The 22,957-nt window shown below is 54.7% G+C and carries 21 protein-coding genes; 10 read left to right on the forward strand and 11 right to left on the reverse strand.

The genetic code is table 11. The annotated features are described in order from the left end of the window. Positions 1-431: 431 nt before the first annotated feature. Positions 432-977 (reverse strand): COG4315 family predicted lipoprotein, encoded by a 546-nt coding sequence (locus O5O45_RS10150; RefSeq protein ID WP_305905099.1) that lies wholly within the window; start codon positions 975-977, stop codon positions 432-434. 292 nt (positions 978-1,269) lie between these two features. Between O5O45_RS10150 and O5O45_RS10155 the strand changes: the two genes are divergently transcribed. Further along, positions 1,270-1,929, forward strand: coding sequence for a hypothetical protein (locus tag O5O45_RS10155; RefSeq protein WP_305905100.1), 660 nt, complete (start codon positions 1,270-1,272; stop codon positions 1,927-1,929). Positions 1,930-2,030: 101 nt separating this feature from the next. Here O5O45_RS10155 and O5O45_RS10160 read toward each other — a convergent pair whose 3' ends face one another. Continuing rightward, positions 2,031-2,636: a histidine phosphatase family protein gene (locus O5O45_RS10160; RefSeq protein WP_305905101.1), complete on the reverse strand. Its 606-nt coding sequence runs from the start codon at positions 2,634-2,636 to the stop codon at positions 2,031-2,033. Positions 2,637-2,764: 128 nt separating this feature from the next. Here O5O45_RS10160 and O5O45_RS10165 point away from each other — a divergent pair, with 128 nt between their 5' ends. After that, positions 2,765-3,088 carry a hypothetical protein gene (locus tag O5O45_RS10165; RefSeq protein ID WP_305905102.1) on the forward strand — a complete coding sequence of 108 codons (324 nt, stop codon included), beginning with the start codon at positions 2,765-2,767 and terminating at the stop codon, positions 3,086-3,088. A 140-nt stretch (positions 3,089-3,228) separates the two neighbouring features. Beyond that, positions 3,229-3,444: a hypothetical protein gene (locus O5O45_RS10170; protein ID WP_305905103.1), complete on the forward strand. Its 216-nt coding sequence runs from the start codon at positions 3,229-3,231 to the stop codon at positions 3,442-3,444. 73 nt (positions 3,445-3,517) lie between these two features. Here the strand turns inward: O5O45_RS10170 and O5O45_RS10175 are convergent, their stop codons facing one another. After that, positions 3,518-4,249: a siderophore-interacting protein gene (locus O5O45_RS10175; protein ID WP_305905104.1), complete on the reverse strand. Its 732-nt coding sequence runs from the start codon at positions 4,247-4,249 to the stop codon at positions 3,518-3,520. 55 nt (positions 4,250-4,304) lie between these two features. Continuing rightward, positions 4,305-4,757 carry a MarR family winged helix-turn-helix transcriptional regulator gene (locus O5O45_RS10180; RefSeq protein WP_305905105.1) on the reverse strand — a complete coding sequence of 151 codons (453 nt, stop codon included), beginning with the start codon at positions 4,755-4,757 and terminating at the stop codon, positions 4,305-4,307. A gap of 241 nt (positions 4,758-4,998) precedes the next feature. Here O5O45_RS10180 and O5O45_RS10185 point away from each other — a divergent pair, with 241 nt between their 5' ends. Together O5O45_RS10185 and O5O45_RS10190 are read left to right on the forward strand one after the other, a co-directional pair. Further along, the gene (locus tag O5O45_RS10185) at positions 4,999-5,790 is read left to right on the forward strand and encodes a substrate-binding periplasmic protein (RefSeq protein ID WP_305905106.1); all 792 of its coding nucleotides are present in this window, start codon (positions 4,999-5,001) and stop codon (positions 5,788-5,790) included. A 99-nt stretch (positions 5,791-5,889) separates the two neighbouring features. Beyond that, on the forward strand, positions 5,890-6,678 hold the full coding sequence (locus O5O45_RS10190) for a substrate-binding periplasmic protein (protein ID WP_305905107.1): 789 nt from the start codon (positions 5,890-5,892) through the stop codon (positions 6,676-6,678). 33 nt (positions 6,679-6,711) lie between these two features. Here O5O45_RS10190 and O5O45_RS10195 read toward each other — a convergent pair whose 3' ends face one another. The 6 genes from O5O45_RS10195 to O5O45_RS10220 all read right to left on the reverse strand — a co-directional run bounded on the left by O5O45_RS10195 (position 6,712) and on the right by O5O45_RS10220 (position 17,243). Continuing rightward, positions 6,712-7,545, reverse strand: coding sequence for a substrate-binding periplasmic protein (locus O5O45_RS10195; protein ID WP_305905108.1), 834 nt, complete (start codon positions 7,543-7,545; stop codon positions 6,712-6,714). A gap of 90 nt (positions 7,546-7,635) precedes the next feature. Then, positions 7,636-9,624 (reverse strand): hypothetical protein, encoded by a 1,989-nt coding sequence (locus tag O5O45_RS10200; RefSeq protein WP_305905109.1) that lies wholly within the window; start codon positions 9,622-9,624, stop codon positions 7,636-7,638. A 45-nt stretch (positions 9,625-9,669) separates the two neighbouring features. Then, the gene (locus O5O45_RS10205) at positions 9,670-10,785 is read right to left on the reverse strand and encodes a VWA domain-containing protein (protein WP_305905110.1); all 1,116 of its coding nucleotides are present in this window, start codon (positions 10,783-10,785) and stop codon (positions 9,670-9,672) included. Beyond that, a complete protein-coding gene (locus O5O45_RS10210; RefSeq protein WP_305905111.1) occupies positions 10,775-13,105 on the reverse strand; it encodes a DUF5682 family protein in 2,331 nt (776 codons plus the stop codon). Before O5O45_RS10210 ends, O5O45_RS10205 begins: the two co-directional genes overlap by 11 nt. Next, a complete protein-coding gene (locus O5O45_RS10215; protein ID WP_305905112.1) occupies positions 13,105-14,199 on the reverse strand; it encodes an AAA family ATPase in 1,095 nt (364 codons plus the stop codon). The genes O5O45_RS10210 and O5O45_RS10215 overlap by 1 nt, the downstream gene beginning before the upstream one ends. Beyond that, positions 14,196-17,243 (reverse strand): WGR and DUF4132 domain-containing protein, encoded by a 3,048-nt coding sequence (locus O5O45_RS10220; protein ID WP_305905113.1) that lies wholly within the window; start codon positions 17,241-17,243, stop codon positions 14,196-14,198. Before O5O45_RS10220 ends, O5O45_RS10215 begins: the two co-directional genes overlap by 4 nt. 291 nt (positions 17,244-17,534) lie before the next feature. On the opposite strand from O5O45_RS10220, the gene O5O45_RS10225 reads away from it, so the two are divergent. Next, positions 17,535-18,029, forward strand: coding sequence for a type III secretion system chaperone (locus O5O45_RS10225; RefSeq protein ID WP_305905114.1), 495 nt, complete (start codon positions 17,535-17,537; stop codon positions 18,027-18,029). Between the two features lie 18 nt (positions 18,030-18,047). Then, positions 18,048-19,214: a hypothetical protein gene (locus O5O45_RS10230; RefSeq protein ID WP_305905115.1), complete on the forward strand. Its 1,167-nt coding sequence runs from the start codon at positions 18,048-18,050 to the stop codon at positions 19,212-19,214. A 208-nt stretch (positions 19,215-19,422) separates the two neighbouring features. Here the strand turns inward: O5O45_RS10230 and O5O45_RS10235 are convergent, their stop codons facing one another. Beyond that, positions 19,423-20,298 (reverse strand): SDR family oxidoreductase, encoded by an 876-nt coding sequence (locus O5O45_RS10235; RefSeq protein ID WP_305905116.1) that lies wholly within the window; start codon positions 20,296-20,298, stop codon positions 19,423-19,425. Positions 20,299-20,391: 93 nt separating this feature from the next. Here O5O45_RS10235 and O5O45_RS10240 point away from each other — a divergent pair, with 93 nt between their 5' ends. From O5O45_RS10240 to O5O45_RS10250, 3 genes are all read left to right on the forward strand, one after another. Further along, positions 20,392-21,096, forward strand: a complete 705-nt coding sequence (locus O5O45_RS10240) for a TetR/AcrR family transcriptional regulator (RefSeq protein ID WP_305905117.1) — start codon at positions 20,392-20,394, stop codon at positions 21,094-21,096. 129 nt (positions 21,097-21,225) lie between these two features. Next, the gene (locus O5O45_RS10245; protein ID WP_305905118.1) at positions 21,226-21,618 is read left to right on the forward strand and encodes a GFA family protein; all 393 of its coding nucleotides are present in this window, start codon (positions 21,226-21,228) and stop codon (positions 21,616-21,618) included. Positions 21,619-21,680: 62 nt separating this feature from the next. Then, positions 21,681-22,913: an alpha/beta hydrolase gene (locus O5O45_RS10250; protein WP_305905119.1), complete on the forward strand. Its 1,233-nt coding sequence runs from the start codon at positions 21,681-21,683 to the stop codon at positions 22,911-22,913. The last annotated feature ends 44 nt before the right edge of the window (positions 22,914-22,957 follow it).

Raw genomic sequence — 22,957 nt, forward strand, 5'->3', positions numbered from 1 at the left:
GCACAAAACAGGCCAATCTCGTTAGAACCCCACCTATCGGGGTGTTTCTTAACTCTTTTAGAAAGTGGCTCTCCGAGAACTGTAAATTCGTTATATAAGTATTTCCACTAAAGGCCAAAAGGCTTATTCCATTAAGGATAATTTGGCAAAAATAGAGGGGTTTGTATACAAAGCTAAGCGTCTGTTTTGTATCGTTTTTGTGCGATCTAACGATAGGCCTAAACGCCCCTGGCGCAAGGGATAGACTGAAATTCAAACAACCTGGAATTTAAGAAGGTGTAAATTCTTTGAACGCTGTCAGGGCGCTTATTAAGAAACGCAGGTGAAGCGTTAGCTTGTTGTGTAAGGCGGGAAAACAGCGCTGATGGCGAGTTAGCCGTCAGCGCTCAAAAAAGGCTATTTAACCAGCAAAGGAAGAGGCATTGACCCTGTTATGGCTGAGCTGCGTACCACACGTTGCCTACGCCATGGCCAGTGGCGTCGCCTTGCTGACGGTCGCCCACCCACAGATACAGAGGCTGGTTCTTGTACGCCCACTGATAAGTCCCGTCTTTACGGCCGACGATGGTGAAGTCGCCCCATGTTTTGGCGTCTTTCTTGGCGAAAAACGGAGGCCAGCTGTCTGCGCAGGAGTCGTAGCAGACTGACGCGCCATTGCTGTCTTTGGTGAAGGTGTACAGCGTCATGCCTTGCGCGTTGGCGAAGACTTCACCGACGGAGGTAGTGACTTTAGTGACGACCTTAGAGGAGCTGGCGCTGGCTGAAGAAGTTTTCAGCAGGCCGCCGGCGTTGTCATAGGAGTTGTTATAGGAATTGCTATAGCCGTCAGCGCTGGCGTAGCTGTTGGCGCTGTAGCTCTTGCTGGAGCTGGAATACTTTTCATCGCAGTAACGATCCGCTTTGCCTTCAGCGAATACGGCGGAGGTGAAACCAGCGGTGGCGATCATCAGAGTGGTCAGTGCGGCGAACTTTTTCATCTTTCTATCCTTTATCTATCTAAGTGTGGCTAGCGGGTCTCGGACCCTGAATTTGAAACTCGTAGATAAAGACGACAGGGATGCGGCGTTTGGATGCAAAGAAATTAAAAAAATTTCTGATTTCTGAATTTCACTTAAAAAACAAATCTTAAGGTTCCGTTAAGAATGCGCCGTTAATCTGCGTACATGAAACAAGGAAATGGCGTTAACCCGCCGCGGAAGTACGGCGGCTCTCTCTAAAAATCATAAAACTACGAAACACCCTCAATAATGCATAAAAGGAATCTTAATCATGGCTAGTTACATCTATCTTCCCGTTGTCGGCCCGGAAATGATCGCGCTGTCCGCGCAACTCGCTGGTGTCTTGAACGCCACCGTGATTCAAAAACCGCGACTCAGATTACCCACATCGCCTGGCTGTCTGTCGCGTTTACACGCCACTGACACGCTGTACATTTTCACCCATGGCGCGGGCAGAGGCGATACGGCCACCATCGCCGCCAAGGAGAACGGCTGGTTGCCGAGAAACCGTCAGCACTACGATAGAGAAACGGAGCATTGGGTAGGCGGGGTGTTCAAAGCGTTCACCACGGAACAGATGGCGGACGATTTGCGTGCGGAAGGCCTGCCATTGAACTTCATCGATATGCACGTACTGGCCTGCGGCGGCGGATACGCCGGCGCGTTATCGCCCTGGGTGGGGCGCTTCTGCACCAAACTTTCCAGAACTCATGTCTTTGTCGAAGTCACCGGATATCAAGGGTTTGTGCATGTCTCCTCCGGCTCTATCCGCGTCGAAGACCGCAACGAACGCGGCGCCCGCAGCTTCTACAGCCTGGAGGAAAAAGCGGTGGTTTATCGCTCAGGCTATGCGGAAATGACCGCCGGCCGCGGCAGATCCTCGTTCGCTCGCCCCATCAATACGCGGGATCGGTCGCATCATAATACCTAAGGGCGGTTGCACCAAATACGTAAGGGAAGTTGCAAAGGGGAGAGCGTTTCCTCTCCCCAGGCGCAATAAACGGATAACCTGATCCTTGGACGCCTGTTTCCTCACAACACCCCAATAAGATGCGAAGCCTTACCCCAAAAAGACACGGTCCACTCATTGTTCGAATAGGTGATTTCGGAATAGGCGCAATTGAAGTGGGTGTACCGACTAGCGCTGGCTTGATCTTGCGCATGTATCCGCCAGATCAGCGCTTTTAAGAAGTTGCCATGGGTGACAGCCAGGATAGTGTCATCTTGATGATGCATGTTCGCAAGCAGATTCAGGAACCGACTTGCTCTTTGCGCGACTTCCGCCAGACTCTCGGAATTTTCGCCGGCTTTTTGGTGGGGGTGTTCTCCCCGGATAACGGCTCTGGCAGTAGGATCTATTCTGTCTATGTCATGCAGGGACAGACCTTCATAGGAACCAAAGTTCTGTTCCTGGAGCAGGTCGCATATTGCAAAGTCAGGCGCAATGACCTTGCATGTCTGCATACAGCGTAAAGCTGGCGATGAGTAGACCTTGGCGAAGCGATATGGCTTCATTTCCGTCGCCAGTCTGTCCGCTTGCGCTTTGCCCTGGTCCGTCAGGTCAGAGTTCAGGCTACCTTGCAGGAGGCCTTGTTGGTTCCAGATAGTCTGACCGTGTCGCGCCAGGATGATTCTCATGCTACCCATTCCATTACTTCACTGATTCTCTATTCTGAACAACTGAAAGAATGGCACTGTATGGCTAACCTGGATTATTGTCGAGGGTAGCGATTTCCTGTTTCTTTTTTGGGGGGGGGAGAAAGAAAATGAACTTCGACAAGTTTAAAGAAGAGACGTTAAAAGGCCTGCGCGCCTCGGCGGAATCTTATGCGGAGATGATTCTGTCCGAACCGGAAACTATGGCGGAATTAACCGACGCCAGCGATGAGGCCACACGGGAGGAACTCATTGACGAAATCGTCGACACCGCCTGGGAGCGCAACGGCGAAGCCTGGTTCGAGCGCTTTGTCATCGAACCGGGACTACCCGACGACATTGAGCCGGGCGATTTAATGAAGATGCTGAGGCCCAGCGCCAAATACCGGGAATGGGTGCAGGCGGTGATTGAGGAACGGGTCTCGGAGAGTTGAAAGACGGCGATTCGACTCGGTGGTGATATGTGTTAGAGTCCCGTCCCCAAATTTAGTAAGGCAATGTCAATCAGACAACACATGCTGGTAGCAATATTAAAAGGTGCTCTCTTTTAGGTATTTTCCTAAAGGAGAGAAGAGTGAAAAAACGAGAAGTTCGTCTTATCAAGGCGTTTGGGAGCAATGAAGCAGGGCTGGCGGATTTACCTAAGAAGGTGTCCGGCACAACGGTTTCGAGAGTAGTTCTGGGGGAAGAGTCCGGCTGCTCGCGCTGCTTTCCCCACGGTTTTGAAACCGTCAATGCCACAAGGCCTCAACGTAGTTGGAAGACAAATCGTAAAACCAGATGGAAGTAAACGGTGATAAGGGCGTCGAAGTGCATTTAACATCGCCGCTGCCAAAAGAGAACGGGGCTTTACGCCCCGTTTTTTAATTCAACGCCGCCTTCAGCACTTTGTGCTCATCTTCGCTGACGCCGAGTTTCCAGTAGCTGGAGATATACAGATCGCTTTTTTGCAGTCCTTCCTGGGCGCGGAAGTGGTCCCGCAATTGGCGCATGCTGTTGAGTTCGCAGGCGCACCAGACGGAGGGACGTCCTTGCAGCCAGGGCAGGTCGCGCACTTTGTTCAGCAGCAAATTGCTGTCGACGCCGGGATGGGGATTAATCAGCCAGTGCACGTCGAGGTTTGCGGGCGTCTTGAGGGGCTGGATATCCGCCTCGCTGATCACTTCAATCACCACATAGCCTCTTGCATTGGAAGGAAGCTGCTCCAGGTTGACGCTGATGGCGGGCAGGGCGGTCATGTCGCCGATCACCAGAAACCAGTCTGCATCCGCATCCACCAGCTTTTTCGGGCCTGGGCCGCCGATCAAAATCTGCGAGCCGATTTCCGCCTGGATCGCCCAGGTGGACGCCGGGCCGCCGTCTTCATGAATAACGAAATCAATGTCGATCTCATCTTCTCTTTGCGCGCGTACCGTGTAGGTGCGCATCAGCGGGCGCTGCTCGCCGTCGCGGGGAAACATCAGTTTGACGTAAGCGCTTTCCTGGTCGGCGGGAAAGTTGGCGATGCCGTCGCCGCCCAGGGTCACGCGCAGCATGTTGGGAGTTATCGATTGTCTGCGAACCAGTGTCAGTTCGCGGGGCGCAGGTCTGCTCATTTCATCCTCGTGAATTCAGTAAAAATAGGGCTCCCGTTGGCAGGAGCGGCTGTATTCAGTGTTTGAGGTTTTCCGCCATCGCATTCGCGAGTTTGACGAACTCCCGGATCTCATCAGCATTGAGGCCTTGCGCCATGCGGCTTCCCGCCAGCGCTTCCACCTCTTTTATTGTCTTGTACGCGTCCAGGCCTTTCTGGGTTAAATCCAGTAGTTGGCTGCGTCGATCTTCAGGGTTGTCTCGTTTTTCGATCAACCCTTCCTCCAGCAGATCTTTCACCACCCGCGTGATCTGCGCCTTATCCCGCTGCAGGCGTTCTGCAATCACCTGGGCGGTGCATATGACGTTCTTTTCACGGGCGTGGTTGATCACTTTCAGTGAGCGTATATGGGAAACCGCCAAGGTCAGGTTGACCTCCTGATAGGCCTGACGCATCGCGCGTTTATATGCATGAAGCAAGCGGTGCAGAGACTCGCCGACGCTGGTTTCCGGGACAGTGTTTTCTGGCATGATTCACAGTTCATGTTAGTTGACAGTGTCAACCATAATGATATTGGTTGATACTGTCAACTAAAAGTAAGCAATTGAGAAAGGAGTTCATGGGTGTTGATTTACAGGACGTGCTTTCAGGCGCCTGTATCGCGGCGTCGGCGCAGGAAATAACCGTATCATCGTTAGACGCTCGATTTTATGTCTATACTTCACTTCAAAGCGGCGCGAAAGTCAGTAGCCATCAGCGAGGCATGAAGTAATGGTTTGGCTGCGCGGGATGTTCTTGTCCTGCATCCTGATAAGCATCATGGCGGCGCCACATGTGCGCGCTGAGGGCAAAGTCTGGCTATCTATAGGCGAGTTTCCGCCGTTTTTCTCTTCGAAACTGAGCCACTATGGCGTTTTTCCTCATATCGTCGAAGAAGCTTTCGCCGCCGAAAATATCCAGGTCGAGTATGTCTTTCTGCCCTGGAACCGAGCGTTACGGATGGCCGCGGAAGGGGACTACGACGGCACTCCGGGCTGGGTTTACTCGAAGGAGCGGGCGCAGCAATTTTCCTATAGCGACCCTGTTCTGATCGAAACCAAAGTGTTCTTCCATCTGAAAACTCTGGACTTTGACTGGAGCAATATTGAGGACGTCAAACCCTACAAAATTGGACTGACGCTGGGGTATTTCTACGGCCCAACGCTCGCCAGGGCGGAGCTGAGCGATGGTTTCAAGTTTGAGAGAGTCACAACCGACCTGTTGAATATGAGAAAGCTGGCGGCAGGCAGAATCCAGCTGTTTGTCGTGAATCGGGAGGTCGGAATGCAGATCGCTAAAAGCGAATTTTCACAACAGGACGCCGCCAGTTTCACCTACCATCCCACTCCGGTGGCGGTGGATACGCAACACCTGCTGATTTCCAAAAATATTGACCCCATCCGAGCCGAATTTCTTGTGGATTCATTCAACCGGGGTTTGAGGAAGTTGAGGGAAAGCGGCAGGTACGAGCAACTATGGAAAGAAGATGTCGGCGTACCTGTCGCTTCGCCTCCGAGTCCATGAGACGTCCCGCCAAGCCGCGGCCAGTCATCCAGCCAATTATGGTTGGGTAAACTTGATAGATATCGCTATCTATCAATCCTTTCTGGCGCTCAGAGGGCAATGATGAAAAACCTGCTGATAAGCGTTATGTATTGCGCGTTACTCTGCCCATTACTGGCGTCAGCGGAAGATCTGAGTCTGACTAATGGCGAGTGGCCTCCTTTCACTTCTGAAAACTACCGGGATTACGGGTTTATTTCCCGTGTCGTCGCAGAGGCGTACAAGTTGGAGGGAATCAACGTCAAATACACCTTTCTGCCCTGGAAAAGAGCGCTTCAGGAAGCGCGGGAGGGGGACATCTGGGTGGGCTCTGTGGCCTGGTCCAAGGCTGACGGCAGACCTGATCACTTTCTGTTCTCCGAGCCGATCATTGTGCTGACGGATGTCTTCTTTCACCGCAAAGATCTCCCTTTCGACTGGAACTCCTTTGAGGACCTGAAGCCGTATCGAATTGGCGCGACCATCGGGTACTCCTATGGAAAAGATTTCAGCGAGGCGGAAGCAAAGGGTCTGATCACCGTCGAGCGAATCTCCACCGATGAAAGCAACTTCAAGAAGCTGGCGCAGGGGCGCATCAATCTGTTTCCCTGCGTGCTTGAGGTAGGCTACGAAATTCTCGCTCATAATCTGCCGTCGGGCGTCGCCAACAGCATTACCAATCATCCGAAAGCGCTGAGAAGCGTTGGCTATCACGTCATCATCACCAGGAAATATCCCCAGGCCGAGCGCTATATCGCCGCCTTCAATCGCGGTCTGCAAAAGTTAAAAGACTCAGGACGCTACGAGCAGTATCTGGAAGGCATCGTGGAAGGCCATTACCGCAGGGAATCAGATGAGGCGACGAAATAATACGACTGAATAAAACGATGAGAAGCTATAACGTCATTGCGCCGGGCTTTCGGCGGGGATGAGGCTGGGATCTACTTGCAGGCGATTCAGTCTGCCAGAATCAACTAATTGCTGCATGCCTTTATCAAACTGCGCTTTCAGCCATGCATGTCGCGGCGATTTCTTCGAAAACATCAGATACAGCTTCGCGGTGTACAATTGTTCCGGCAGGTACCTGATTTGCTGACGCTCCGCTGCGTTAAAATGTTTTCTTAAGACTTCCAGCCCTACCACCAGATCACTGGGAAACAGGTCAATATGGCCTTTGATCAGTTGTCTGAAGTTGGTCATTTCCGAGTCGCTGCGACGCACTGTAAATAATCCTGTCCGCACCGCCTCATCTATCTTATTCCCGTAGTTGTAGCCCAGTATGGCGCCGACACGCAGCTTGGTTGCGTCTTCTGGTGGCGTCCAGATTTCCTCCCATGACACAGCGCGATGCTTTGAGTAAAAGAACACCGTGCGCTCAATGATGATCGGCATCTCGCTGAATACGAAATCCTGCTCCCGCTCCGCTGTTTTTTCCCACGCAATGGTAGCGTCCAGTTCTCCCCGCTGACAGAGCAAGAAGCTGCGATTCCAGGGGTGGAAGCGGTACTCCACATCAATATTCACCAGTGCAAACGCTTCGGTGACAATCTGCGAGGAGGGACCAAAGTGGGGCGAATCCTCGGAAATATACGGCGGCCACTCGCCGCTGCCGATAAGGATCACCTCCTGCGCCGCCGTTGGAGCGCAGCAGAAAAGCGCCAGACTCAGCTGCAATAAGATCGAAAGATTTTGCAAACGCCAGCGCATCATTGTCACCCGAATAGTCGTGCATGACATCTAAAAGCGTAGCAGACCCCGTCAACAACGCAGGCCGGATAAGCAAAGCGCCATCCGACATATCGTCCAGAATCCTGCTATTGCATCGGGTTACTTGCAAAGACGCAGGTAAATCAGCAGGTTAAGCAGTGCGGAGGGGGTGGTTGCGGCGTTGTCCTCGCGCCAGTCAATCGCGCGGGACATGATTTGACTCAGCCGGTGCAGTCCTATGGTTTCGCACTGTTGCGTTATTTCCCGCCACCGGCATTGAGCATTGGGCGCCGCTTGTCTAATTCCCGTGATCAGCAGGTCGCAGAGTAATTGATCTAAATCCTCTAATAGCTGAGACAGGGCGGATCGCTCCAGAGCAAGGCGGTTTGCCGCAGGTAATGCGTGAGTGGCGGGTATCCCGGGCAGACTGGCGTCGATATAGGGTTGCAGCATCATGGCTTGTTGATTCACGGAATACACAATACTGATCGGCTCGATCATCAGCGCATGCGTGTGCTCTGTAACGGCGCCGGCGACATAGCTGATTTGGGCGCTTTGCATACGCAGCAGTTGCAATAACGCTTCCGCGCCCTCCGCCCCTCGCGTCGAGTAGGGGAAAGCAAGCGCCATGCTGGCGCCTTTGGCGTCCAGGAGGTCCGCTCTGACGCACTGGGACGCGCTATCGAAACGGGGATTGGCGACGCCAGCGACTTTGAGTACGTAAAAATTTTCATTGGCCTTGAGAGACCGAAACGGCCCCGCCAGCCGACTGGCCAGGCGCCGGAGGAGTTCATCGAAGTCCTCCATCAACAGGTTCTGGCGCAGCGTCGACCATTGATAGGACTGTGGATTAACCGCGGTCTGGCGACCAAAGGTCATACGGTTATCCAGGGATAGCTTGGCGCCTGAGGTGAGTACCTGGCCTTTGCCGTAATCATGGATAGGGTGTTGCAGCATATACATACGCTGGGCGATCTGGTGATTCGAGTGGGGCGCGGCTTCCTCCTTCGAGGTTTTCTGGCGTTTCTCCAGAATCACGAGCGCGCCGGTATCCACACTCTGTAAAAACACCTCCGCCAGGACGCCGTCACTGTCTTCTCGCATGCGACATCCCAGACCTATATACCGGGATTTACCGGTTCGTTCCTTCACCCTTTGGGGTCCACCGCCTCTAATCACGACTTCCGGCGCAGAGAGCGCCGGAGAGGCGAGGGCGCGGCGCCGGCAGAGCAGCTCGCCCATGTGGCGAATCGCCTGCGAAGGTGAAAAAGAACCGTCACGGCGATGATAGCGGTCTATCTGCTCTACCAGGCGCTCACAATGGCTGGCGGGCCAGAGCCAGTCATGCTCGTGCAGCGTTTTGGCGGCGCGCCTGAGTTTATCCCGCAGCCCTGGCTCCAACTGAGACAGTCCGCACTGCAGTAAATGCACAAACAGATCGCCGATAGACGGCAACCTGTCCGGCTCCACTGGCGGCCGCGGGCAAGTGCTGACATAGCCGGCGGTTTGACCTGGCGGTAGCCGCCTGAACGCGAGGATGGCGATAACCGCCGCCACCGCGGTCAGGTTGTCGTCGCCATCGGACTGCACATAACGCGGATCGCCCGGCGCCAGGAAGCGGACCGCCACGCCAATCGTCTCAATAATCGCCAGCGGCTTTTCACTGAGCGCCAACTCCACCAGTACGCCGTCCTGAAACCACTTCTTCGCTTTGCGAATTTGAGCGGGAGAGTATGTCTTCTCCATCTGCTCGTCGCTGATCTCTCCCGGATTCCAGATGACGGGTACAGCGCTTTCGGCATGCTCCTCCGCGCACATTTCCTGATAGGCCAGCACCAGCGTAATCAGGTGGCGACAGGTGGTGGTCGAGGGACATGTGCACCGACCATGCGGGAACGCCTGATCCGCCTCCAGCTGCGTGACCACGCCATCCGGCCAGTGCGCCGCCAGGTTGCCGGCGTCATCTTCTGACAATAGCGTCTGGTTCGCGCCCAGCTGTGCGCCCAGCTTCTCCAGTTCTTTCTGCGCTCTTTTAACGGTTCCCCGATTGGCGTAACCCTCCAGGTCCTGCAGCGTCATGCTGAGCAAATCATCCCGGCGCTTGGTCATTCGGCGTTACTCTCACTCACTAGCATTACTCAACATCACCGGTTGTCACTCGATTACTTCCGACACCCAGTTGGCGAGCTCGCCTGGCGTCATGCATCCCACTTTTGCGCCAATATTCGCCATCTGTTGCGCCAGGCGCTGGTCATAAACCGGGTTGGCTCGCTCATCCAGCGCTGCAAGGCCCAGCACCTGAACGCCGCTTTCAACCAGATCCTGGGTGACGCTCAGCAAACGACGAGGATCGCCGCCCTCATAAAAATCGGAAATCACCACGAGAATGGTCTTGGTCGGCTGAGACACCAGAGACGCGCCATACTGCATCGCGTGGGCGATGTCGGTGCCTCCGCCCATCTGCACTTTCATCAACGTCTCCACCGGGTCCTGACAATGATCGGTAAGGTCCACTATATTCGTGTCGAAAACCACCAAATGGGTGTCCAGAGCCTGGATGCCCCAGAAAATGGACGCGGTTACCGCGGAGTAAATAACACTGTCCATCATGCTGCCGGACTGATCCACCAGGATGATGAGTCGCCATTTATCACTTTGCCGTCGAATGCGCGAGTGGAAATAGGGCGTTTCAATGACCAGTCTTCCGCGTTTGCGGTCATAGTGCTTCAGGTTGCGACGAATGGTCTCCCTGGCGTCAAAGTTCTTCGCAATCTTGAGGTGACTGCGCTTTAAGCGATGAACTCGTCCCAGAAACGGATGACGCATCGGGCGGGCCAGTTTTTCCAGCAGCTCGGAGATCACCCGCTTAGCCATGGCTCTCGCCAGGGCGAGAACCTCCTGATTCATAAGATGTTTGGTGTGCAGGATGGCTTTGAGCAAAGTCAGGCTGGGTTGCGCCCTTTTCAATAGCTCAGGGTTGGTCACCATCTCCTGAATCTGATAGCGCTCCAGCGCGTCTTTCTCCAGACGTTCAATCGTTTCCCTGGGGAAAAGTTCATGAATGCCGTTAATCCACTCCGGAATGGTGAGCGACGAGGCGTCCAGCGTCCCGCCGCGAATATTGCGGTTGTCCCGTTGGTATTCCTTACCATAGAGATAATCCAGTAACTGATCCTGACGGCATTGCTGGGGCGTCATGGAGGGGGTCAGATGTTCGCTGTCCGTTTCGCCGAGAATCAGGCGCCACCTCAATAGCTGTTCAGCCTTCATCGGTGATCTCCAGCTCGATGCCATATTCGCGGGCCGTGGCGAGCAGGGCGCTTTCAAACTTCATGGCCGCTTCAATATCCTTCAGTTCAGGAGTAAATGCCTCGGCTTCTGTCCCGGCGTGCGCAGGCGCTGCGATTCCCGGCAGATGATCCGCCAGATACAGTTTTTCCCGCGGCGTGAAGTAAGTGAACGCCAGGCGCAGACTGGGCAGCGCCTGCAAAAACTCGTGCGCGTCATAACCCTGCACCACTTGGTGTATCACATTGATTAAATCAGGATGGCGCTGCACCGTCTCTCTGGCGATGCGAAACAGGCCGACAAGAAAATCCCCCAATTCCGATGTGGCGATCTGCCGGACAAAGGGGGTAATGCTTTCTCCAGGGGTAACGCCCAGCATAAAGCAGGCGCCCAAAGCCGCTCCCCGGATTTCCGGCGCCTGCTCTGGCTCCTTGCACTGGTTCTGCAAGCTGTCCGCGAAGGGCGCTTTGGACCAGCCCAACGCCTGCGACAGGGCAAAATGACAATGCAATAGCGTTCGAATCGCTTCGACAAACTCGAAGCCTTTGTCAGGACGCCCCAGAGAGTCGAGCAAGAACAGCCCGCGTTCATACAAGGCGTTCGTCAGTGGGGCAGTGGCGTCGATATTGTCCCACTCAAGAATATCGTCATACCTTTGCAGGTAAGTCATGTGGTTCAGGGCCGACGCCACTTCCACAAAATCGCTGCAAAGGCCTGCCTGTTGGGTCAGCTCCGTCATCAGGTTGCGGGCGTGGCGACCCAGTCCGCACAGTGCGGCGAGAATGAGCAGCTCCGCCGTGTCGCCCAGGCGACCTTTGCGCCGCATCTTCTCCAGTAACCGCTGATTGGCGGCTTCCTCCAACGAGGCTCCATACTTGGAGGCTTCGATTTTTCCGGCGTCGAATTCAGGCGTCCACTGCAGCTTCCATTGCGCCTGCGCCTCCATAAGATCATCTCGGGCGACGAAGTCCGGCGTGGACAATAGTTCAAATCCCGCCATGTTCAGAAGCTGCAGTTGTCGCAATACTCGGTTGCGCTGCAGATCGCCCGCTTCCAGCAGATTCAGGGAGACGATGCGAGGCGTCGTGGACGGCCATAAATCCAGTGATCGCAAGAGCGCGTCGATGTCCTTCGCCAAAGGCGGCAGGCTTGTCTCATCGTGCAAACGCCCCTGACGATCGCCTCGAAATACCTCATGAATCACTTCGTGCATGGGGTGATAGCCCCCATGAGCCAGTTCGTCTTTGATGATGGCGCTGCTCAGCCCGTCGAAAATGTCTTCGCGCCATGGCGTGGGATGACCGCGCAAGGACGCCAGCGCCCCGATGCTGCATTCCGCCGCAATACGGTCGGCGGTGCTGAACGTCAGTTTGCGATGACGCAAATTCAGGGCGATGGCGTCGATCAGCGGCTGCGTCTGAAATTCGCCGTCGCTTGAGCGCGCTGACCAGACCTGATGATAGAACTCCGGACCGGGCATGCCGGATTGATACCCGGTCAGCGCATCCAGACGGGCGTAGCTGTATGGGGTGAGGGCGGCGCCTTGTTCCCGCCAGGGCGTTTCTGATTGCGGTGGCGGAGTCGAATTGTCCGCGCACGTCAGCAGCTCAGACAACGCGCTGGTGTGGAAGCCCCCCGTCACCACCAGAATCGCGCCAGACACGCGCTTGCCGACTTCACGAATTCTGTCCGCCATGTGGCGCTCCCGCGCCTGATTGACCAGATCCGGCGGCAAGCCCTGGCGCTCTCGATCTTCGTCTTCAAAGGTGCGAATCGCCAGGCAAAAGGCGGCGACTTTCTGCTTCAGTGCGTCGGGGGACGCCGGATCGATTTCAAACAGCTCGTCCCAGGCGGCGTCAAAATCTTCCACTTTCAGCTTCTGACATAGCGCCTGGATATACCGGCTTCGCCTTAATTCGCCATCGGCGTAGCGATGCTCCTGATCCTGGATTTCCTGCTCGGCGTTGTGAAGCCGCAATGCGCAGATCTCGGGCCAGGGCAGGTCGATGAACGCCGCCTCGCACTTGAGCTGCTGCGCCGCCTGTAACGCGCGCCACTCAGGACTGTACTCACAGAAAGGGTGGTACGCCCCCGCCCGGTGGTCGTCGTTCGCAACGTAGGTATAAATCGCCAGCGGCAATTGATGGGAGAGGAACAGCTCTTCCAGTTGCGCATTATATTCACTGGGCCCTTCGATCAGGATAGCCTGCGGCTGCAGCGCCATCGCATAGTCATACACCGCAAGGGCGCAGGCGGGACTGTGATGCCGAACCGGGAAAAAATGAATACGGTCAGAGAGCATCAGTGGTCACTTAACGCCTGTTTCGCGCTGGCGAATTCGCTCCAGGCGGCCCCTTTGCGCTTGCCCGCCACATGATGAAAGTAGTGTCTGATTTTCTTGAGGTCTTCGCTGGAGTCCTTGGCGGCGGTGGAGCCCAGGGCCGAAACGAGATGTTCGGCGGTGATGGCGCCCGCGTTGTAGTAATATCCCTGCACGCAGGCGGCGAAGGCCACAGCGACGGACTCCGCCGTACTCATGACGGAATTGAGCGGCTCCAGAGCGCCGCCGCCGATAACCTTGCCGTTGCGCAACTCATGAAAAATCGTCACCAGCACTTCGGCCTTGTCGACCGGCAGCGTCATGGGGATTCCTGCTTGTTGCAGTAGGGCGTTAGTCTCTCTCGCGACTAATTCCATTTCTTCTTCGATGCTGGCGATAGGGTGCACCGTTTCAAAATTGAGGCGGCGCTTCAACGCCGCGCTCATTTCATTGACGCCTTTATCCAGGGTGTTGGCGGTCGCTATCAGGTTGAAGCCCTGGCGCGCGTAGACCGCGCTTGCGCTCTGCTCCAGCTCGGGAATATGCAGCACCCGGTCGCTCAGAATGGACAACAGGGTATCCTGAATCTCCAGAGGGCAACGGGTAATTTCTTCAAAGCGAACCAGTTTGCCCTGTTGCATGCCCTGATACACCGGCGCTGGAACCAGGGACTCGGGACCGGGCCCTTTTTCCAGCAGCAAGGCGTAGTTCCAGGTGTATTTGATCTGGTCCTCAGTCGTCCCCGCCGACCCCTGGATGGTTAATCCCGAGTCCCCTGAGATCGCGGCGGCGAGCAATTCGCTCAGATAACTTTTGGCGGAACCCGGCGGTCCGATCAACATCAGGCCGCGGTTGGTCGCCAGGGTGGCCACGCAGCGCTCTATGAAGCGCCGTTTCCCCACGAATTTGGGGCTGATGTTCTGGCGGGCGTCGCCCAAAATAAAGTCGATGACCGCCAAAGGGGAGAGATTCCAGCCTGGAGGCTTGACGCTTTCACGGTCCTTGGCGACCAACTGCGCAAGCTCTTCGGCGTAGCGCTGTTCCGCTGGCGGACGCTGCAGGGCTAAATCACTCATTGTTCGGCCTTCGCTGCAAGCTGGTTCAAATCTTTGATGACTTCACTGATCACCAATGGATCCACCTGTTTGAGGGGCAGGATCTTATCTTTTATATCCCAGCCATAGCCTGAGGGCTGTCGCATGCCTTCCACGAAAACAATCTCGGTGGTCTCCAGCGTCTCATCCGCTTCGATATACCCCATGCCGACCACGCCTTCGTAGTTGACGACAGCCGTGACATTGGCGGCGGCGAACTGTTTGGAGTGTTCGTCAAAACCGCCGGCGTCCATCGCTTCGCCTCGGGCCCAACCCTGTTTCTCAAGACCGAAAACCAGCGTGGGGGCGGGCAGCTTCAGCTTCTCAAAGCGGGACATGGATTGCTGCTCCAACTCCTGCTCACTCAGGGCGAACACCGGTCGGCTGAGCTGTTGAAATGGAGGCAGGAGTTCGTAGTCGCTGAACATCTCGCCCCAGGCGTTTTTATCTTCTTCCGACAGATGCAGGGGGTGGACGAGTCCGACTTCATCAAATGCGTCCAACGCCATCGGGTCGTCATTGACGTCAGCAAAATCCTGTTCGTCCGTTAAACGGAACGTCCCCGCTAACTGACCCTTTTGATAACCGCCCCAAAGCAGCAATCTCGCCAGGTGCGTCATTAATGGGTGACGGGCGATCAGACTGTTGAAGTCCTCAACCTGCCAGCGACGTCCTACAACCATGGCCAGCTCCAGCCGCTCCGCCTGAATCTTCGCCATATCGCGAATTTGCTTCTTGACCAGCTTCCATTCCTGCAGGGACGCGTTGGCCAGTTCCGCGTCATCCTTAGCGGAAGGTTTGGGCGGATTGTCGCGAAGCTTGCCACTGTCGTCTTTGAGTTTCGGCTTTAAGTCGGAGCCCAGCACGAAATGGAACTGTCGGGGACCATAATCAAACACCCGCCGACCGGTTGCGTCCAGTCCGCAGTCCGGGATCACCATGTCTTCAAGTTCCGCCTTGGTCAGCCCTTTTTCCTTGGCGATTTGCTCCATGTACTCCTGCGCCTTGGACTTAACGCCTTTGAACTTCACCTTCTGGGAAATGCCGCTGAGCTGCATCAAGGCGGTTTTGGAGCCGATCAACCGCAACACCTCCAGGCCGGACACCGCTCGCTGGTGCTGGGATTCCCCTGGCCATTTTCTGATCAGCGGGGTCAGTTTCATCACTGATTCGTCGCCCCCCAGGTATCCCATCGCCATCATCGCCCATTTCTCTTTCGAGGGCGCGCCCTCCGACAGCCAGGTTTCAAATAGGGTCCAGGCGAAGGCGTCAAGGCAATTACCGTCTGTTTCCTGTTTAAGCTGCTGGAAAAAGGGCGCCTGCTGGCTATCCGCCGATTTCAGAGCCAACAGTAGCGCCGTCACTTGCTGGGCGCTGAATGCTCTGCCTTGCATTATGATAGGGGGGAGGTCGTTAGCGTTGACCCAGTCGATGGGCTTCGTTTTCGACTTTGAGGTTAATCCCGCTCGCAGCCAGTCTGGCGTTTCCGCGTCCGTGAGTGGGTTATCAGCGGGGTCCTGGTAATTAAGCACCTCATCTATGGTGTCCGCGATGGCCGGTTGATGCGCCGCCGTCTGTCGCATCAGTTCTCCGTAGCCTTTGCGTTTCATCAGACGCAATGCCGCCAGGGCGTCCTGACGCAGCGCTCCCGAACGATGATTGGCGACGCAATCCGCCAGCCCTGTCACCGCAGCCTGGGGGTGTTCATCCAGCCAGTTTTTAGCCATTTTCGGCGCCTTTGACGACTTCGTCAGGGCCAGCATGACCGGAGCGACTTCCGGGGCATTGACTGCAATCAGCGCGGACAACTGGTTTTCCGCCTCATCCCGGTTGGACTCCTGTTTCAGGGACTCCTCAATGTAGTCCAGATGCTCAAGCCCGGTATGAGCCAGCCAGGCGCGGATGTAGTCGGGATTGGACAGGTGTAACTTCAAGCGCCGGAAATGGTGACTGACCCGCTCCGGGTCCTGAAGACCGAAAATGATTTCCTGGGGCTTATGGTAATGGTCGTGCCAGGCGTCTCCGCCATAACGTTTATCGTCCCAGGACTCTACTACACCCGTTAGCAGATCGGATAATCCCAATACAGCGGCCAGAACGAAGTAGTTGGTGGTCTGGTAAAAATCCGACGCCGGCCAGTTCGCTACACTGACATGCGCCTTCGCGGCCTCTTGCAGCCGCTGAATTGCAGGTGCGGACAATAAAGGAAGCACATATTGCAAACCACGAACACGCTCCCATTGAAGGTCGGAGCCGTGATAACGGGCGTCTTTTTCCGTAAGAACCAGGTCCAGAAACTCTTGCTCCGATAACAGATTGAACGCCGGGATCATTAACCAGGGCGTGCTGGGCGCTTCACTGTAAAGCATCTGCTTATAATCCACTGGCTTGGAGAAGTCCCATTCCTTTAGGTGTTTCTTACGCTCAGCAACCGTCCGGCGGTTGTTTGACATGGCGACGAGCCAGAACGCAGCTTCTTCTTTACTCATGCGCAATGGCATCTCCGCCGTCCGCCAATCAAAGTCGCCCCAGTAGCTGGACTTATCGATGCGAATATTGGAGAAGGTTTTCATCAACCGCGCTACGTCAAAGGGGCGCGGCGGAGGGATATCGGCGTTTTCCTGAGGTCGCCAGGTCGCCCAGCGCCAGTCAACAGGAAGGAGTCCCAGAGAGACAGGCTCATCTGAATAGGCGGCGAGAGGCTTGCTTTCCGAGGGGGGAGGCGATTCAGATGACTCTGAAAGCGCCGCGGCTTTCCTGGGCGCAGCTGTTGTTTTGGGGGAAGCCGTCACTGTCTGAGCGGGAAGGGAGCCCGCTGACGCGCCGTCCTCGACGTAGCCTTTTTTCAGTTTCGCGGCAATCTGCTTGTCATGCTCTGACTTGGCTTTTGCCTCAGAATCAAACTCTTTGGTTTTTATTTGTCCATCTGTCCCGGCTCTGCCGTAACGGACGGTGTACTGATTTCCCTGTAAGTCTATTTCCCAGAACTTATCCGAAGCGCCGTCCTTTAATGTCAACCTGCGCACGCGTCCCCCTGATACTTATAAGTGAACTATGAAATCAATAGATGAAAGCCGCACTCTAGCCGACTCAACGTCGAGATAAAACTAAAAATGCAACATTAGTTTCCGAAAGGCCAGACGCTAAATTGATCGGCCCATACTCACGGAAACTAATGGCCTGTGTGAGGCGGTTATAAGCGTAATACAAAACAAAAATAGACCGGTCGATAGATAACTTAACCGGCGATCACTCCATATCCTGACGTCTGAAACGACATGTTTTATACCCTTAAAATCAGTTTATGGAGCATCCTCATGAACGGAAGAGAAAAATTAACGCTTATCCTGGCGGATCTAGGCAGTTCCATTGGTCTGCCAGACTTTCATCTGAAAGATGAGCAGCCTGCCCAGCTTGTCTTTGACGACAACATCGTTGTCAATTTTGAACTCTGCCCGAGTGAGATGTTTTTGATTGTCTACAGCAGTCTCGGTGAGATTGTCGACGCTTCCAACCACACCCTTGAATTTATTAACGCCAGGTACAAGCTGCTATTGGCGGCCAATCTGTTCTGGCGGAACACGGGGGGCGCCACGGTGGGGCTGAGCGACGACGGCCTCGCCATCATGAGCTATCAGCATCCCATCGATACGTTGGATGCGCGTGCGCTGGAGTCGCTACTGGTCACTTTTGTGGACTGCGCAGAGTCGTTGAAGCGTTCTTTGCAGGACTCTGACGACCAGCCAGAGGCGCTGTCCATCAGTCACCCAATACCGTCCATCAACTCAACTGACCACTTGGTTAAAGTTTAAAACTCAGGAACCCATTTCATGGCCAATCCAATTACTCTATCAAGTTTTGTGACCGCCGCCCGCCAGAACGAAGGAAGACTGGTGGTCAATAACAATAACTCTGTGTCCGCCTCAGGAAATATGGGCGAACGCCATGTCATGTCCGCCAGTGCGGAGAAGAAAGTAAACAGTGATAACCAAAAAGCAAATAACGAATTTGCCAAAGTAATGCGGCAAGCCTTTGGAGAAAAAATCGCGGGTCAGGCGATAGGGACCGCTCTCCAAGACAGAACGCAAGCCTTAACAGGCAGAACGGTTTTAGACGTCTTTCAACACGCCAAAGAGTTGCAGGACGACAAGGGGCTCTTGGGGAATATGTACGCGTCTCTGATGGACAAGATCGGTCTGGCTCCCAGCAAAAGTCATATCAGAGAAACCTGGCATAACTTAAAACCCCATGTGAACGTTGAACAAAGGGGCCGCGGCGAGAGCGACGCCACGGTCGAAACGCTCGATTCTCTTGACCTGCATGACATACATTCTTTTGCGACCTTTGTCCCTAAAGGCGTATCGGAAGCGGAAGCCATGGAGTTTCTGATGACCCATGACGACGGCAAATTGCTGATGGAAAACATCGCACGCAATACCGCCGATTGGGATGATTCAACCGCCGAGAAGAAAGCAAGCAATACCCAGACCCGGCTTAACATCGCCCTGCAACAGGTCATGTCCGGGGAAAGGCTGCCCACGCGATTACAACTCAATGTGGGCGACGAGTTGGTCAAAATTACTAAACGCGGGGAGACGCCCAGCGCCTATTCGCCATACTTCACTACGCGGGCTGCGCTTGAACAGGCTATCCGTACTGTGGACAAGGCGGATCCGAACCGCTCCATCGCCGCCGTCTTCGGATTGCCGCTTGGAAGCATCGATTCTAAAGATGTGTATGACGTTCATGTGATAAGCGTGACTCAAGCGACGTCAGTTCTTACTTCCACCGTTGCGCCAACAGAGGAGCTGGGCGGTCATGTAAAAACCCCCGGTGGCGCCATGCAGATATTGATGAGCCGGGCGGATGCGGAGAGCGTCACCGGCGTGCTTAAAGAAAGGGCGGACACCAGTGGCGTAGGGGCGAGCGTCAAACGTACAGTTAACGACAACATGAGTGATTTGGCGAGCTTCGTCCGTAGCTGGACGACTGGCTAGAGCGCGGGTCCCTATCAGTATTGAAACCTGACCAATCACTCATACTATGGCTATTAACCCGGCAGGCAAATCGCGTTCTTCTATTCGTCTGCAACGGCAGGGCCTGCACATGTCAGGCCCTGTCTCCCGCAGCTAGCCGCCGCACAGGCGCATCCATGCGCCTGAGTATTAACATGCCAATATCATTGCCATGTTAATAATAATCGGATCATTGATGGTTAGGATCCTCGCGAAGAAAAGCCGTCAAAACTTCGCGTATTGTCCTGGCGGGCCGACCCAGAAGATTCTCCAGTGCAGGATGAGTGGCGGCGAAGTCGCCTCGACGGGAGGCTTGGAAACTGCCGAGAAGCAGTTCTGCGTAGATCTTTGGCATGCCTGCAGCCATTTTTGCGTCGAGCCACTCCTGATCCGACACTACCACATGACGTACCCGACGCCCGCTGATGTCGGAGGCAATCTCCGCAATTTCGGCCATTGTCCAGGCTTGCGGCGCCGTGAGGGGCAGGGTAACGCCATTCCAGTTTTCCGAGTCAATCAGAATCTCGGCGTCAGCCTGCGCCAGGTCTGAACGAGCAGTCCAGCTAACAGGACCATCTTCAGGCGTGCGCAATTCACCTCTTTTCAGACCGTCGCCGATCATGGCGAGGCAGCTCTCGGCGTAAAACCCGTGTCGCAACGATGTGTAGGCGGCGCCGCTTTTCGCAAGGTACGCTTCAGTACCGGCATGCTGATCAGCGGGCGCAAATAGAGATCCCACCCTGGCGCCCATGTGACTGGTGTACAAAATCCGGTTAACGCCGGCCAGCTTGGCGGCGTCTATTGCATTACGGTGAAGCCGCAGCGCCTCTTCACCCAGTGTGTTGGCTGAAACAATCAGCACTTGGCTGGCGCCTTCGAACGCTGTTTTCAGGTCGTCAATGCAATCGAAACTCCCCTTACGGACGCTAACGCCTTTTTCCTGATAGAAACTTGCCTTTTGTAAATCTCGAACACTTGCTATGAGGTGGTTAGGGCCACATTTTTTAATGAGGTTGTCTATAACGCCTTTTCCAAGGTTTCCTGTTGCGCCAGTAATTACAATCATCCTATTGTCCTCACAGTTTAATTTGATGCTTGCCATACAAGCTATCATTGATATCATATTATTGTTAACACTGATACCGGTAAAATTCTAGAGATGCAGAATCAAGATACTTCGGAGGACACGCTGTCCACGCAGGAACGAATAATCGCGGTCGCCACTGAGCTTGTCGCCAGTGGCGGGATTTCCGCTTTGACCACACGGGCAGTGGCGTCGGCGGCCTCAGTACAGGCTCCGACCATTTACAGGCTATTCGGTGATAAGAGGGGGTTGCTTGATGCTGTAGCTGAATTTGGCCTTACGCAATTCATCGCGCAAAAATTAGCGGCGGAGCCAAACCCTGATCCTGTTCAAGACCTCAGAGACGCTTGGGACGCCTACGTGGCCTTTGGCGTGAGCAATCCTGCTGTTTTTGCGATTATGAATGACATTGGCTCCACCCATTCACAATCAATGTCAGCAAAGACGGGGATTGGGGTATTGAAAACGCGCATTCAGCGTATCGCCCATGCCGGTCTGCTTTTAAAACCTGTTGAAAGCGCGGTGGCTCTGGTGCATGCGGCTGGTGTCGGAACCGTGACGACGCTACTTTCGACGCCTGAATGCGAGCGTAGAACAACCTTGTCGGATGACGCTCGTGAAGCTGTTTTTTCCTCTCTCATTGCAGGAACCAAACCACAGCGGAATGACAACCTGGCGACACTGGCGAATGGGCTGCGCGAACAGCTTGAGCAAGTGGACACGTTATCGCCTGGAGAGTTGCTGTTGCTTGGTGAACTGTTGGAAAAAATTGCAAGGTAACGACCGCCTTTTATTTTCAAGTTATTCTCCACTGGCGCATTACTGACGATGGTGATGACGCCGGTTTAGTATTTTAGGGTTCCTTAAACTCACATACTCTAATTCGGCAGATTTCAGAGGAGAAAACACATGGAACAATTCACCGGCGGTTGCCTTTGCGGCGCTGTGCGTTTGGTGGCGACAGGGCGTCCTTATCGAGTGGGGATTTGTCATTGTCTTGACTGCCGTAAGCATCATGGCGCGTTGTTTCATGCGTCCGCGGTTTTTCCTCAGAATGCGGTGACGATTGAGGGCAAGGTGGGCGACTACGCCGGGCGTTGTTTCTGTCCTCGTTGCGGCTCTTCTGTTTTTTCACGCACCGGCGACGAAATCGAGGTGAATCTGGGAGCTTTGGACGCCCCGGATCAACTCACGCCTACCTACGAACTCTGGATGCGCCGTCGCGAGTCCTGGTTGCCGCCGTTTCCAACCTCTCGACATTATGAGCGTGATCGCGACGACGCCAGTCGTGCTGAAGAATAGGGTTTGCACCGCTCCCTAACTTCGCTATAAGTGAAGTTAAATTTCAACTTATCTGTCATCTGATGCGCATAGAACACTCTGTTATTTCCTCCGTGACCATGAGAGCCCTGACGCGTTTTCTCATTTCGCTCATGGCGATTCTGGCTTTAGCCTCCTGCCACAAGCTGAAAGAAAGTCCGGAGTTCACGGCTTCCAGTCATCTTCCTCAGTATGACTACCAGTCAGACTTTGACGAGTACGTCGCTGAAACCAAGGCTTGGCTGCTGGAGAACAGGGCGTTTAAAACCAAAAACCGGCAACGAGAGCTGGAGGCTAATCTGCCTTTTGAGCTGACGCCGACGCATCCGAACAATAAAAGCGTTCTGCTGGTTCATGGCCTGGGGGATTCGCCGTTTTCGTTCACAGATGTCGCCAGCCACCTCGCCAGTAAAGGCTATTTTGTGAGGGCGATACTGTTACCGGGTCACGGCAGCAAAGTCGCTGACCTCAATCTGGCTACGTTGGACAGCTGGAAGGCCAACCTTCAGCATCACATTGAACTGTTGAAAGCCACATCGGAGGAAGTCTGGCTCGGCGGCTTCTCAACGGGCGCCAACCTGGTTACGGCGGCGGCCTACAATGATCAGGACATCGCCGGATTAATGCTGTTTTCACCTGCGTTTGAAGCCCGCTCGCGACTGCTGCTTTTCTCAAAATACGCCAAGTATTTCATTACCTGGGCGGACAGAGATGAGGAGTCCAACTATCTCCGCTATAACTCGCTTCCCATGCATGCGGCGGCGATGTTTTATGAAACGGTGCTGGAAGTGCGGGAAAAAATGAACGACGCCCGGTTTGCAAGACCGGTATTTATTCTGGCCAGTGCAACCGACAGCATCATCGACACCCAGTATTTACGCGACCGCTTCAGCCAGTCCTTTACTCATCCAGACAGCCGGCTGATCTGGCAAGGCGAAGATATCGGCAACCGTGACCCTCGCATCCTGGCGTATAGCATGAATCTGCCCGAACTCAGAATCGCCAACGGGTCACACATGGGCGTTCTATTTGCGCCGGATAACCCGGAGTACGGCGTCAATGGCAAGTTGAGAATCTGCGACAACGGACAATCGGAGGAAAATCAAAGCCTCTGTGAAAGCGGCGCGGAGACCTGGCGTACCGCCTATGGCGGCGACGGTTCTGACAACGCCACCTCCCGGCTCACCTTCAACCCATATTTTGCTGAGCATATGGAAGTGCTGGACAGGGTAATGACGTCGGTTTCGGATAGCGCAAGCGTGGTTGACGCAGACTAGCTGTCGCAGATCACAACCTGAGAACCCTCCTGCCTGCCGACATC

This window comes from Hahella sp. HNIBRBA332, from assembly GCF_030719035.1.
In the GTDB taxonomy this organism is placed as follows: Bacteria; Pseudomonadota; Gammaproteobacteria; order Pseudomonadales; family Oleiphilaceae; genus Hahella.

Coding starts and splice junctions, on each gene's coding strand:
- O5O45_RS10155 (WP_305905100.1), top strand. CDS start 1,270: ATGGCTAGTTACATCTATCTTCCCGTTGTCGGCCCGGAAATGATCGCG.
- O5O45_RS10245 (WP_305905118.1), top strand. CDS start 21,226: ATGGAACAATTCACCGGCGGTTGCCTTTGCGGCGCTGTGCGTTTGGTG.
- O5O45_RS10215 (WP_305905112.1), bottom strand. CDS start 14,199: ATGAGTGATTTAGCCCTGCAGCGTCCGCCAGCGGAACAGCGCTACGCC.
- O5O45_RS10240 (WP_305905117.1), top strand. CDS start 20,392: ATGCAGAATCAAGATACTTCGGAGGACACGCTGTCCACGCAGGAACGA.
- O5O45_RS10195 (WP_305905108.1), bottom strand. CDS start 7,545: ATGTCATGCACGACTATTCGGGTGACAATGATGCGCTGGCGTTTGCAA.
- O5O45_RS10200 (WP_305905109.1), bottom strand. CDS start 9,624: ATGACCAAGCGCCGGGATGATTTGCTCAGCATGACGCTGCAGGACCTG.
- O5O45_RS10150 (WP_305905099.1), bottom strand. CDS start 977: ATGAAAAAGTTCGCCGCACTGACCACTCTGATGATCGCCACCGCTGGT.
- O5O45_RS10230 (WP_305905115.1), top strand. CDS start 18,048: ATGGCCAATCCAATTACTCTATCAAGTTTTGTGACCGCCGCCCGCCAG.
- O5O45_RS10225 (WP_305905114.1), top strand. CDS start 17,535: ATGAACGGAAGAGAAAAATTAACGCTTATCCTGGCGGATCTAGGCAGT.
- O5O45_RS10165 (WP_305905102.1), top strand. CDS start 2,765: ATGAACTTCGACAAGTTTAAAGAAGAGACGTTAAAAGGCCTGCGCGCC.
- O5O45_RS10250 (WP_305905119.1), top strand. CDS start 21,681: ATGCGCATAGAACACTCTGTTATTTCCTCCGTGACCATGAGAGCCCTG.
- O5O45_RS10160 (WP_305905101.1), bottom strand. CDS start 2,636: ATGAGAATCATCCTGGCGCGACACGGTCAGACTATCTGGAACCAACAA.
- O5O45_RS10185 (WP_305905106.1), top strand. CDS start 4,999: ATGGTTTGGCTGCGCGGGATGTTCTTGTCCTGCATCCTGATAAGCATC.
- O5O45_RS10235 (WP_305905116.1), bottom strand. CDS start 20,298: ATGATTGTAATTACTGGCGCAACAGGAAACCTTGGAAAAGGCGTTATA.
- O5O45_RS10190 (WP_305905107.1), top strand. CDS start 5,890: ATGATGAAAAACCTGCTGATAAGCGTTATGTATTGCGCGTTACTCTGC.
- O5O45_RS10205 (WP_305905110.1), bottom strand. CDS start 10,785: ATGAAGGCTGAACAGCTATTGAGGTGGCGCCTGATTCTCGGCGAAACG.
- O5O45_RS10175 (WP_305905104.1), bottom strand. CDS start 4,249: ATGAGCAGACCTGCGCCCCGCGAACTGACACTGGTTCGCAGACAATCG.
- O5O45_RS10180 (WP_305905105.1), bottom strand. CDS start 4,757: ATGCCAGAAAACACTGTCCCGGAAACCAGCGTCGGCGAGTCTCTGCAC.
- O5O45_RS10210 (WP_305905111.1), bottom strand. CDS start 13,105: ATGCTCTCTGACCGTATTCATTTTTTCCCGGTTCGGCATCACAGTCCC.